This is a genomic window from Methanolobus sp. WCC4 (assembly GCF_038022665.1).
Lineage (GTDB): Archaea > Halobacteriota > Methanosarcinia > Methanosarcinales > Methanosarcinaceae > Methanolobus.
Genome location: NZ_CP150629.1, coordinates 1453112 through 1465956, shown reverse-complemented (window position 1 = coordinate 1465956; position 12845 = coordinate 1453112). Strand labels below are relative to the sequence as shown.

12 protein-coding genes are annotated in these 12845 nt (G+C 44.5%); 3 read left to right on the top strand and 9 right to left on the bottom strand.

The genetic code is table 11. The annotated features are described in order from the left end of the window. Positions 1 to 4: 4 nt before the first annotated feature. Both trxB and V7O63_RS07110 read right to left on the bottom strand, forming a co-directional pair. Positions 5 to 919 carry a thioredoxin-disulfide reductase gene (gene trxB / locus V7O63_RS07115; RefSeq protein WP_340817698.1) on the bottom strand — a complete coding sequence of 305 codons (915 nt, stop codon included), beginning with the start codon at positions 917 to 919 and terminating at the stop codon, positions 5 to 7. Positions 920 to 924: 5 nt separating this feature from the next. After that, entirely contained in the window at positions 925 to 1173 is a 249-nt protein-coding gene (locus V7O63_RS07110) for a thioredoxin family protein (protein WP_340817697.1), read from the bottom strand. Between the two features lie 168 nt (positions 1174 to 1341). On the opposite strand from V7O63_RS07110, the gene V7O63_RS07105 reads away from it, so the two are divergent. After that, positions 1342 to 2037: an AIM24 family protein gene (locus V7O63_RS07105; protein WP_340817696.1), complete on the top strand. Its 696-nt coding sequence runs from the start codon at positions 1342 to 1344 to the stop codon at positions 2035 to 2037. A 28-nt stretch (positions 2038 to 2065) separates the two neighbouring features. Here the strand turns inward: V7O63_RS07105 and V7O63_RS07100 are convergent, their stop codons facing one another. The 6 genes from V7O63_RS07100 to V7O63_RS07075 all read right to left on the bottom strand — a co-directional run bounded on the left by V7O63_RS07100 (position 2066) and on the right by V7O63_RS07075 (position 9541). After that, entirely contained in the window at positions 2066 to 2779 is a 714-nt protein-coding gene (locus V7O63_RS07100) for a UPF0280 family protein (RefSeq protein WP_340817695.1), read from the bottom strand. 21 nt (positions 2780 to 2800) lie between these two features. Next, entirely contained in the window at positions 2801 to 3193 is a 393-nt protein-coding gene (locus V7O63_RS07095) for a 4Fe-4S binding protein (protein ID WP_340817694.1), read from the bottom strand. A gap of 2 nt (positions 3194 to 3195) precedes the next feature. Further along, complete coding sequence (locus V7O63_RS07090) at positions 3196 to 4698, bottom strand: homocysteine biosynthesis protein (RefSeq protein ID WP_340817693.1); 1503 nt, start codon at positions 4696 to 4698, stop codon at positions 3196 to 3198. A 150-nt stretch (positions 4699 to 4848) separates the two neighbouring features. Further along, a complete protein-coding gene (locus V7O63_RS07085) occupies positions 4849 to 7605 on the bottom strand; it encodes a PAS domain S-box protein (RefSeq protein ID WP_340817692.1) in 2757 nt (918 codons plus the stop codon). 145 nt (positions 7606 to 7750) lie between these two features. Further along, on the bottom strand, positions 7751 to 8287 hold the full coding sequence (gene hsp20, locus V7O63_RS07080) for an archaeal heat shock protein Hsp20 (RefSeq protein WP_340817691.1): 537 nt from the start codon (positions 8285 to 8287) through the stop codon (positions 7751 to 7753). A 144-nt stretch (positions 8288 to 8431) separates the two neighbouring features. Next, entirely contained in the window at positions 8432 to 9541 is a 1110-nt protein-coding gene (locus V7O63_RS07075) for a transposase (RefSeq protein ID WP_340817689.1), read from the bottom strand. Positions 9542 to 9759: 218 nt separating this feature from the next. Between V7O63_RS07075 and V7O63_RS07070 the strand changes: the two genes are divergently transcribed. Beyond that, entirely contained in the window at positions 9760 to 9957 is a 198-nt protein-coding gene (locus tag V7O63_RS07070) for an MM0924 family protein (protein WP_340820818.1), read from the top strand. A gap of 126 nt (positions 9958 to 10083) precedes the next feature. Next, positions 10084 to 11454: an NAD(P)/FAD-dependent oxidoreductase gene (locus V7O63_RS07065; RefSeq protein ID WP_340817687.1), complete on the top strand. Its 1371-nt coding sequence runs from the start codon at positions 10084 to 10086 to the stop codon at positions 11452 to 11454. Between the two features lie 42 nt (positions 11455 to 11496). Here the strand turns inward: V7O63_RS07065 and V7O63_RS07060 are convergent, their stop codons facing one another. Further along, positions 11497 to 12801, bottom strand: a complete 1305-nt coding sequence (locus V7O63_RS07060) for an MFS transporter (RefSeq protein ID WP_340817685.1) — start codon at positions 12799 to 12801, stop codon at positions 11497 to 11499. Positions 12802 to 12845 lie beyond the last annotated feature (44 nt).

Here is a 12845-nt window from a genome sequence, read left to right as displayed (position 1 = left end):
GAAATTAAGTATCAGACCTTACAGACAGGATGTACTCATGTGCAGATATTGCAGCAACCGCTCCGTCTGAAACGGCTGTGACAACCTGCCACATGGAAGTCCGCCTGCAATCGCCTGCAGCGAATATACCACTTACCGAACTTTCCATCTTCTCGTCGGTCACAATGAAACCTACATCCGTCTTATCCACATCCACCATGGAAGTATTCGGATTGATACCCACATAAATGAAGATACCTTCGATATTCATCTCAGTTATCTCATCTGTCCTCACGTTCTTCAGGATGACCTTTTCCACAAGCTCGTCGCCTTTGATCTCCTGAACCTCCGTATCCCATATGAAACTGATATTCTCCTTATCGAATGCCCTTTTCTGAAGCAGAGAACATGCCCTCAGTTCATCACGCCTGTGTACAACATAGACCTTGCTGGCGATATCCGCAAGGACCAGAGCATCAGTGACTGCTGATTCGCCACCTCCTACAACGATAACCTCCAGACCAGCATAGAACGGACCGTCGCAGGTGGCACAATAGGAGACACCTTTTGTCAGGAATCTGTCCTCACCGGGCACACCAAGACGTCTGGGGTTGGCGCCGGTGGCAACTATCACCGCAAGGGCCTCGAACTCGCCATCATCGGTGATAACTATCTTTTTGTCACCTTGATCCTTAACGGTCTTTACACCAGTGACCTGTACATTCACTCCCATGCTCTCTGCATGGTCCTTGAACCTCTGCATCAATTCCATGCCGGTGATCGATGAGAAGCCGGGATAGTTCTCCACCCTGTCAGCGGTTGCTATCTGACCGGGAACAACGTTCTTCTCAAGTACAAGGGTGTCAAGACCATAACGTACCGCATAGATGGCTGCGGTCAGACCTGCCGGACCTCCACCTATTATGATAAGATCATGCATATCTATCAACTGGCATCACAAACATTGCTTGCCTGTGTTTTATCAGGAACTCCTACAAAGGCAACCTCATCATCAATTATCGTTGTAGGTATGGAACGGATCTTGAACTTCTTTGCAAGCTCTTTTCCTTCAGGAGTGTCCAGTTCTACTTCCTCGTATTCGAAATCGCATTGCTCACTTAATTCCCGCCACATCTTCTTTGCAGTAGGACAGAAATGACACCATTCAGAATGAACTAAAGTAACCTTTACCATATATATTCCACACTCCTTTTTTATTGGTCAATATTCTATTAGTTAGGAGAGTATATCAAATTAATGACTGTGAAATCTCGATTTTCGCTGTTAACCGATATGATCGCCATCTTTTGAAAAAGTATATCACAAATGAACAATATTTATAATGAATATGGAGGAATAGAAATGTCCAGATATTCAATTAGTGAATTTGTGAGGAATACAGGCCAGAAGGACCTTGGTCAGGGCAAGTTCGAACTTGAGCGTGACAGGATGCTGGAGCTTAACCTGAACGGACGTGCATGGATGAAAAGAGGGGCAATGGTTGCATACCTTGGTGATGTGAAATTCACAAGAGAAGGCATACTTGAGCACGGACTTGGAAAAATGATGAAGAAGGCTGTTACAGGAGAGGGTGTCTCCCTTACTAAAGCAGAAGGGAACGGCAAGGTCTATCTTGCAGACGGCGGGAAGAAGATATCCATACTCAACCTGAACAATGAAGCAATATATGTGAACGGTAACGACCTTCTGGCATTCGAGGAAAGCATCAGCTGGGACATCAAGATGATGAAGAAGGTTGCAGGCATGATGGCAGGAGGACTCTTCAACGTCAAGCTCGAAGGAACAGGAATGGTTGCCATCACTACACACTACGACCCGTTGACACTTATGGTCTCACAGGACAGACCGGTGTTCACCGATCCCAATGCAACCGTAGCATGGTCAGGCAATCTTATGCCGGACATTAAAACAGACATATCACTGAAGACCTTAGTAGGAAGGTCAAGCGGTGAAAGCATACAGATGGCTTTCAGGGGAGACGGCTTTGTTGTGATACAGCCTTATGAGGAGATACCTTACGTCGTTCCACAGGCGTAAAGTCCCTTTTTTGTTTTTCTTTTTTGTGTCAACCTTTAGTTATACACTCATACCTTACATCGGCCTTCTGTATCTCAGGCACGTCGCCCCAGAATCCCATGAACTCACCCTGAATGACAATGGCACCTTTGATACCCTGAACATCCTTCACAACATCGAAGGACCTTTCCACAGCTTCCTTACCTATATCAGTTCCGTTACCAAGAGCTGTAGCTGCGGAATCTGCCAGCGATACATTGTCAGAGAAAACAACTGCCGCATCGGCCATCCCGAAACTGATCGAAGGGCCGACACTGCCGGAAGAGGTACATACACCTGTAATGGAATCACGTGCTTCCATTACAAAACCTATATCCTTCAGTGGAGAATTACCTGCATAGATTCCCATCAGGACCGGGCGGTCATTGATGATGGCAATATCCCCACCGTTGTCCACTATCGCAAAGGTCGCACCAGCCTCAACCATGGCTTCCACCGCAAAAGAGGAGATAGTGCCTGCAACAGCACTCATGGGACCGATACCCATGGCATTTCCGGCTTCGATCATCCTCCTGACGACCTCCGGGAAGTCACCTTCAACATCATAGGGTTCAAGGGTGCTCTGGAAGAACGGGTCTGAGGCTATGTAGGACTCAAGTTCGCTTCGTTTCTCCCTGATAGCTTCCTTAGCTATTTCAATATAGGAGAGGTCATCGGCCTGAATGGTCACGATGGTCTCTTTAAGTCTGAAATGTTCTTTCATGGTAAAATAAAAGTAGAGATGTCACTTGTTATTCTCAAGTGACAGCGCATTGTGAGGACACATATCAACACATGTTGCGCACTGGATGCACTTTGTCTCGTCAACTTCCAGACTGAAATCATCAGCCAGTGCGAAAACCTTTGTAGGGCAGACGGAGATACATGCACTGCATTCAACGCATTCATTCTCATCCCATCTGATAGGAGTATCCAGCTTCGTGACCTTTGCACCCCTGTCCATAAGTGCCTTACACATAAGCTCGAACTTGTCCTTTTCCACATCAGCAACAACCTCACCGTGGGAACGGTCGAAATGTGCCTGGGAGATGTTAAGCAGCACGCCTGTCTCAAGAATAGCCTCTGCCATTATAGGCTTTGTCAGGATATCACTTGAGATGTTGATCTTGATCTTCATATTTATGACCTCCTGGCATATAGTTTACTGATATCATCACTGGTGATCATTCCAATAACACGCCTTCCCTTGTTGATCACAGGCATTGCTGATACGGAATCCTGGTCCATCCTTCTTGCAACTACCGCGACCCTCTCATCAGCACTTGACGTTATTACCTTACGGGTCATTATATCCTCCACAAGATCGAACTTGTTCTGGGAAACTGCCTTTGATATGTCCCATGCGGTGATGATCCCCACAAGGCATTCATTCTCATCGACAACAGGAAGATGATTGAAATCGGTATCCATTATAGTCTTTGCAGCATCATAGATACTGGCTCCCATGCCAATGGTCACCACACTGACCGCCATAATATCAGAAACAAGGGCAATACCTTCTGTTTGTTTCATAGGTCTTGCGGATACGTCCTTTGGGAGTCTTTCAGCAGGCATGGACACGAAGAAGTCACCCCTTGCGATCCATTCCTTGAGCTCTGAGGCAATCATCCTTGACTTCTTGAAACTTGACATAGAGGATGTAGGGACATCACGACCATCTATCTCAACAGAGCCACTGCGCAGTTCCGCGTAAGTCACCTGGCGAACGGCCGGACGGTCCCTGCTTGGAACCCCGTAGTCCAGTATATTGGTTGTGATATCTGCATCTGTGACCGCTGTTGCCTGTGCGATCTGTTCGTTGAGGATGGGTATAGGGACACCCATTCCAAGATAGAGTGAAGTGCCATATCCGGCGAAGTTAGCTGCCCTGACGTAATCGGGACTCATATTCTTGAGGTCACCCTGGACCATCATGGTACCAAATCCTCCACCAGAGGAATGCTGTGTTCCCTGCCCGGTTATGTAACCCTGTGTGCCGCCCAGGAATATCCTCGTACCGGTACCGATGGTCATGTAATCAGGATCATTGGAGAGTGGTGAGAGTACACCTGCACCTGAATAGGTGACATTACCGAAGGAAGGTAAAAGTGATCCCATATAAGTGTGAATAGTACTCTTGGTGCTGTTTGTAGCAGCATTGTACTTCTGATAGGCATTACGGGGATTCATCATGATCGCCTGGTTCATGTCCTCGAGGGTCAGGGTAGTATCGAGCACTTTTCGCGGATAACAGTCAGTGCCATGGGATATCGCATGAAGGTTAACGGACTTGCCACGTATAAGATCCTCAATTACGTGCGCACCACCATAATCCATTCCAAGTGTCTCGGATATCTGTGTGGCACCTATGAAGGCATCTACCGCGGCAACACCCGTGTAAGCCTCCACATCGTTCAGGAATACCTTCTGCATCTTGATAGGAGGTTCCGAATGACCGAAGTTCAACCATACACCGGACGAGCACATTGCACCGAAAGTACCGGTAGTTACCACATCGACTTCCTTTGCAGCGCCCTCTGCACCCAGTTCACCGACTATGTGGACCATTTCCTCGGCAGTGACCACGCTGACACTTCCGTCCCTTATTCTGCTGTTGATCTCATGAATTGTTTTCTTAACCATTCGACTACCTCTACAAGTACAAAAAGTAATTTTTTAGTACCTATATATTACTTGTGGTTATTGCATGCATGACACTGCAATTTAGAGACAATACACACAAAAACAAATGACAGGACCAAGACCTATGAATACGTTTCTTAATTAAGGTTTTCATTGGAAATCATCGAACTCATCCGATACACGTACATTGAACCAGAAAGTACTGCCTTTGCCATCCACATTATCATCGACGTGGAGTTCCTCACCATGACATTTCAACGCCAGCCTGGCTATGGCAAGTCCAAGTCCCTTCCCACTCACATCGGAATTCGATGCTTTGCTGAAACGGTCGAATATCTTTGACTTATCCTCATCCGATATACCGGGACCGTGATCTGAGACACTGACCTTCCACCTGTCACCTGCACTTTCAATACCAACAAGTACCTCATCACCTTCAGGAGAGTATTTTATGGCATTTGACAGCAGGTTGAAGAAAACTTCCTCCATGATAGGATTCATGTATGCAGGACAGGAATCGGGGGCATTAAGTGCAACATCTATATCCCGACTTGTGATCCTTTCAAAGAGACGGTCCACAGAATTACGATAAACATATCGAAGGTCCATTGTCTGAAGTTCCAGTTCTTTAGAACTGTTCATCTTTGCAAATAAAGAAGCTGAATTTATCGTTCTTTTCAGTTTCTCAGTGGAAGCCGTGATAGTTTCAAGGATGCGTACCTTATCATTATCCTCTTCGACACCAGTAAGATAATCCACATATCCTTCTATAAGAGATACTGAACTTATGAGATCATGGCTGGTAACATCAGCGAACATATCCTTGATATTATTTGAGTATTCAAGCTGCTCTGCATGTCCCCTTATTGCCTCTTCCAGCAGTCTCCTTTCACTTACATCACGACCCATTGAAAGAAGGCGTTTCTTATCATTGTATTCTATCAGCTGGATCTTTATCTCCATAGGAAGGGAATCACCATTCTTCTTCAACATATCGATCTCAACTGTAATGGATCCTTTGCTCACGACCTCTGCTATGATCGTCTGTACATCCATCCTGATGTCAGGAGAGAACAGGTCCTCCAAAGATGAGTCCACCAATTCACCATTCTGGTAACCCATGAATTCTGTCATAGTCTTATTTATTTGCAGTATTCTGCCATGCAGGTCGGACAGACATATAAGGTCAGTAGCATTCTCAAAGATAGCACTCAGCTTGGTCCTGGATTCATGAAGGATACGATGAGCCTTTTCCCTTTCAGTGACATCACGGCCTATCAGCACCATGTATATCCTGCCTTCGTTCTCCACGAATGAGAAACTTATGTCCACCGGGAAGGACGTGCCGTTCTTTCTTATAAACTCGGAAGCCACCACAAAAGTACCTTCGTCAGCTGCTTTCCTGATAACATCGAACATATCCATCGTTCTCATGAAGCAACCGGGTTCGAATACATTCTGGGACATCAGTTCGGATTCCGAAAAACCGAGATCCTCAATAACTCTGTCACTTACATGATCGAACTTCTTTGTCACCGTATCAAGGACCATAATATAGTCATTTGAATGCCCTATCATTTTTTTATATAGTTCCAGTGAACCGATCGATTCACGTAATCCAATGGATTCTGCAAGGATGTTCGAAACGGACTTAAGGAAGTTGATATCATGTTCAGAGAATTGTCTTTTCTCATCCGCATAGGCACATAATGTACCAAATGGTGAGTTCATACTGCCGATGATCACACATACCCCACTCAGGATACCATGCTCATAAAGAAAACGAGGGACCTGGAAACGGTTCTCTTTTTCAGTATCACGCATAATGAGAGGTTTTCCCGATACAACGGTCATTCCCGCCTGGGAAGCGGAATCACCACCTACTATAACAGAACCTATACACCAATCACTCACCCCATATCCATATCTTAAAAGAAAACGACCGTCTGACAACCTTTCCATGATCAAACAACATTTAATGTCAAGGGTGGTCGCAACCAGTTCGACTGCATAGTCCATAAGAGCATCCACATTGTTGCAGGAAAGAGCCTTGCTTCCCAGTGTTGAAAGAGCCCTCTCCTGAAGGTTCATACTTTCAAGTTCTTTCTCAGCCAGCTTCCTCTCATGGATGTCAAGGACAGCACCATGGAAATGAGTTATATTGCCATCATCATCACGCACAGCATATGACCTTTCAAGTACCCAGCGTGGTTCTCCATGTTTTGGGAGGATCATATATTCATGCGAGAAATATTCATCAGTGCATGAATCAACAGCATTTCTTATATTTTCAATATGATCACTATGAACTATATCGGCAAATGACAGTTTTCCGGATAGGAGAGCAGCCGGATCGTAGCCGAACTGAACTATGTTATCCGAGACATACTCCACCGACCAGGTATCATCCCCTTTACACAAAAAGGAAACGAAGGGAAGATGGGATGTATCCATTTCATAATTGCTGAACAGACGATCATTCGAGCACACTGTTCTGATGGTCTCGTCCCTTATGAAGAAAATAGTACCATTACAAATGCCATTCTCATCCACACATGGCATCTGTTCGCATGTCAGATACTTCAGATAGCCATCATGTGTAACCAGTTTGAGATAGGTATTTTCAGATCCGTGGTTCTGATCCCCTGCTGACATTAAGTTGCGCAGGAGAGAATTACCACTGTACCTGTATGAACTTAAAAGCTCATGGAGCTCTTTCCCAATGACATCTGCATCCGTGATACCCGTAATATCCTGAATGGTCTTATTGAAATGAATGAACCTGCCGTCTTTATCCAGGCATACCACACCGACATCGAGCCTGGACAACATATCTGAATGAGCCAGATCCATCTTTCCCGGAAATACTCCATATCTGCAATTACCAGCCCCTTTATCCACCGACATTCTTGTACTCCACAACTTACTCTGTAAGATAATATAGATTTTATGTATTACTTATATACATGATGGTCGAACATCAAAAATAAGAATCAGGTAAAAAACAACAAAAATAAAATGAAATTAAATGAGATGAAATATATTATGAAGATTATCCGATATGGACCGAGCGAGCGACCCCAAGCTCTTTCACATCCATTACTACCTCAAGGACACCATTACGATATGTCGCCTTTGCAGTATCCGGGTCAACACTTGAAGGAAGGTCGACCTTCTCAGAATAGAGCACTTCCTCATTCTCTGCTTTAAGCTCAAGTACGGTTTCAGTAACATTCAGGCCTATATCGTCCCTGTCCACATCAGAAAGCTCGATCGTTACATAGACCCGGTCATCCATCTCAAAGACATCTATAAGAGGTTGCCTTTCATTCACCCTGAACTGCTGTATAACTGAATCCAGTTCCTCATCGTCGTCGTCAGGGAAGACATTACCGAACTCCCTTATCTCAGGCTCCTCCCCGGGATGAGCTGTTACAGAGAAACCATAGAAGAATGGCTGCTTTTCAACATCATCGAGGTCGATACCGAACTTTTCCATCATATGCTCTATGATGTCTTCAATATCAGTGAAATTACCTTCGTTAAAGATATCGTCAAAGAAACCTCGTTTTTTTCTTTTATCAGCCATAGATAACACCACTTTGATAGGTAGATAGGATCCGCACTATTTATCTTTTGGGAACTATTTCACTCTTTTGGAGCAGGATATGAACAAAAGGAGATTATCAAATTAGCTCATCTTTTTCTCCATTCTAATTTGACAAGCTTTTTCTCACACATAATTTGCAAATGAATTTGGATTTTTGACCTTGTTTTGCAAATTTGCAATCAGCATCAATTGATAAACAACAAAGTTCATGGTAACATAGAGTTCTCTGCTTCCTTTTCTGATTGATCTAACATCAAATTTGAGAATATGCTTCACATGCTTGTGAAACCTTTCACAATCTTGTCTTGTCCCTTTTTTCTTCTGGAATTCTGCATCCTCCATGTTCTGATTTCTTAGATACATTCCAACTTGCTTTGACCTTCCATGTTTGTAGAGGAACTTCAATTTTCTGTTAAGTGGAAAGTGGGGGTCTCCCCCACTTTTCCACATCTTGTTCATCCAATGATTGATTCTCTCTATTCTTCCTTCCTCACTGACAACAGCATCAGAAGGAAGGGATATTGTAGGATTCACATTAAGATCATTCCAGATATCTGCGTAGTTAGTGAATGAATCATATGCACCATCCAAAGCATATGAATCAACTTCAGGATTCAATCTTTTCAAGAACTCAATATGCTGTTCCAGTTGTGGAGAATCATGTGCCAGTCCCTTTGTATACGTCATGTACAATGGACAAGTTCCGATTAATGTGATATGCGCTTTATCCATTTTACAGTTATAATGCGGATTATAATCACTATGCTTGTCGTACCTAGAAGCTTCAATAGGTGTTGAATCTGTTTTTAGGTCCTTTGAAGATGTTAGATCTAGTATTCTCGAAGCTACTTTTTGCATTATTTCCCGGAATCCATTTTCTCCTAACCTGTATTTCACAAAGTGGTGAAGTGTTGCTCCAGTTGGCATTGAAATATCATCGTTCGTATTAACAAAACGAAGAAGCAGAGCTTCTTCATCTGTTAGCGATGAGATAGTTTTGTCAAATGAGAGTTTTCTGAAACACATGACAATGGTGAGTTTTATCATAGAAGAAACACGATACTTGAAATGCCAGTCTTTATTGGAATAGTAGTTGTTTTCAACATGCTGTGCGATATCATCGATATTAAGAGAATGTAGCAACCGGCAAATTGACACATTATCTTTACCAACGTAGTTTCGAATGGAGTCCTCAAAGAGGACTCCTTTATACACAGTACAAATATCCTCCATGAGACTGGCCAAATTTATACTATATGAATCTATTGACCTAGCTACTGTTTTTTTTGGGGGGGGGGGGCGAGGTCTTAAAGAAAAAAGAGGTAAGCTTTTAAGTCAAAATTCTAATTTGATGGACTCAAAAGGCCGGAATGGGAATAACGATCAATACTTATAGAGATCGGACAATAATATAATTGATAGATATGACCATCAAAGGACAGGATGAGAAGATACAGCCATTCATCGTCGGCCATCTTATGGGAAAAGATGTTTCTGTTTATTGCGGAGGGATCCTCACATTCAGAGGGACCGTGAAGGCCTGTTGTGATGGAGTACTTACGCTTGAGATCACAGATGAGCGTTATTCACACATATCTGTTGACAGGATAATCACGATAACACCTGACGACCTGCCGGATAATAGCTGATCTTATCTTAATATTGCCTGTACCTTTACTGATACTTTACATAACACTTTTTTATCCCATCATAAGTGGATATTGGGCATAGGCGGATCTGGCATAAGACTATAATTTTATGAAGTGCATTCATATGTGACACTTAATGGAGCAAGACCAATGGAAACGGATTATGATGCATTTGTAATAGGTACCGGAGTTGCAGGTTCATCCCTTGCATATAAGCTAAGGAAGGCAGGAATGAAAGTAGCTATTGCCGACAAGGACAGGTTCGGTGGTATCTGTGCATTCCACGGCTGCACCCCTAAGAAGATATTGAGTGGAGCTGCCAATATAGTAGATTCAGGGACCAGGATGAAAGGCAAAGGCCCTGAATGTAGCAGCACACTTGACTGGGCATCGGTCGTCAAATTCAAGGATGAACTTGTCAACTCACTCACCGCTCCAAAGGAAAATGCATTCAAAAAAGCCGGAATAGACACCTATCACGCCGAGGTCAGTTTCCATGACAGGAACACACTTCTTGTAGGGGACAGGCTCATAAGCTCAAAATATATCCTTCTGGCCGTTGGTTCAACATCAAGGGCCATCGACATTCCCGGTTCCGATCATCTCACTACAAGTGATGAATTCCTGGACCTGGAAGAATTACCTGAGAATATCATTTTTGCCGGCGGAGGATACATCTCGCTCGAGTTCGCACATATAGCTGCAAGGACAGGTGCCAGAGTTACTGTAATTCACCGGGGAGAGAACATCCTTAAGACGTTCGACCCGGACCTTGTGAAAATGCTGGTGAAGGCATCAGAGAGAGCAGGCATCAGAATAATTACCGGAGAGGAGCTCAGGGTGATCAGAAAGAAGAACGATGTCCTTGAACTTGTCACTTTTGATAAAAAGAAGGGTGAAGAGCTCACATACGAATGTGATATGGTGGTACACGGACTTGGAAGGGTGCCTGCGATCGACGGACTTGAACCGGAAAAGGGCGAAGTGGATATCGAACACGGAGGGATTGCCGTGAACGAATACCTGCAAAGCAGATCGAACCCATCGGTATATGCAGCAGGGGACTGCATCATTCCCGGACCTGCACTTACTCCCACTGCCAGCCTTCAGGCAAATGTGATCGCATCCAATATACTGAAAGAGAACAAACATACTGCCGATTACTCCGGAATAGCATCAGCAGCGTTCACCATACCTACACTTGCAGGTGTTGGTCTGCTGGAAAAGGATGCGACTGAGGAACACGAGGTACTCTTCAATGACCTCAGCAATAATTATTCTGCAAGGAGGACGGGTCTTGGGACCTTCGCCTCCAAGATCATAATCGAAAAAGATACCGGGAAAATAGTCGGAGCACATGTGATCGGACCTGATGCGGAGGATATCATCAATCTCTTCGCCCTTGCGATCAAAACAGGACTTACATCGGAACAGGTAAGGGAAGCTATGTACGCATATCCGACAAGCAGCTATGATGTCAGGTACATGCTCAGATGAAAGCAGAAAGCTATATTCGCCACATAAGTATAATTGATCATATCATGCATCCTTACCAGACAGATCAAAGGACCTCAGACGCAGGGAAAGCACGAACACGAGATAGATGATAAGTGCAGAGACTATGAAAGCACCCCTTCCAAGCAGCTCATAGATGAATCCTCCACCTATAAGACCAAGGATGCTGGCAATGCTCACAACACTTCCGGATACTCCCTGAACAAGTCCCTGATTATCCTTTCCTGCAAGCTTTGATAGCATGGACTGTATGGATGGCCACATGAAACCATTTCCTGCTGCGAACAGCAAAGCAGCTACATATGTCAGGATGCTGCTTCCAAAAGCCAGAAGTACGAAATTGCTTCCCAGTATCAGGCTGCCGGAGATTATCAGGAAAGGATCGGAATATCTTTTTGAGACATAGGAGAGCACAGGGCCCTCAACTATGACAAGCAGGATGCTAAGGAACGAGAAGAAGAATCCAAGTTCTGCGATGCTCCACTGAAGGTCATTGGCTGCGTGTACCGGGAAGGCGGTGTAGAACGTATTGAAACCCAGGAATATCAGGAAGTAGATAAGGAACATATAAGGAATGTGCTTCAATCCCATGACATCCATGAACTTCTGTTTCTGAACAGGCGTGGCATCTGCGCATCCCCCGGGCATGTCAGATGTCATTGATAATTCACCAGGTATCCTGTCCTCCGGGATGCATCTTCGGGATTCCGGCACATAGAGAGCTATCAGGATAGTACCTGCTAGAGAGATAAGAATAGCTGCAAACACCGGTAGTGCCTCACCATATATCGTCACACTGAGGATCCCTGCAAGTGCCGGACCGACTATAAATCCAAGATTTGTGGAAACCGACATTTTCCCGAAATTCTTACTTCTGTCCTTGTCCTCCGTGATATCGGCAATGTATGCATTGGAGACCGAGACGTTGCCACCGGTCAGGCCATCGAATCCCCTTGCTATGAACAGCAGGACCAGAGGAACTGTTATCGCAAAACTCCCAAGTATCCCTGAGTTCACATCTACAATGGCAAGGACCGGCACAAAAAGGGCTATGAAAAATATGATCCATGAAAGAAGGGTACCTGCCTGACTGAGAAAGAGTACTTTCTTTCGTCCGTATGTGTCAGACCAGCGTCCCAGTAATGGAGAGCCTATAAGCTGGAATACAGGATACATCGAGGACATGATACCATATATCAGTGCATTCCCCCCGAACCTCTCCACAAGGAATATAAGGAAAGGAAGGACCAGGCTGAGTCCCATGGTACCGATAAAGTTCACCAGAAGAAGAGGATATATTGATATCCCTTTTGTTCCCTTGTCAGACATACTCCCAATATTTTCAGGGTGCGGATACTATATGATCTTTTGGT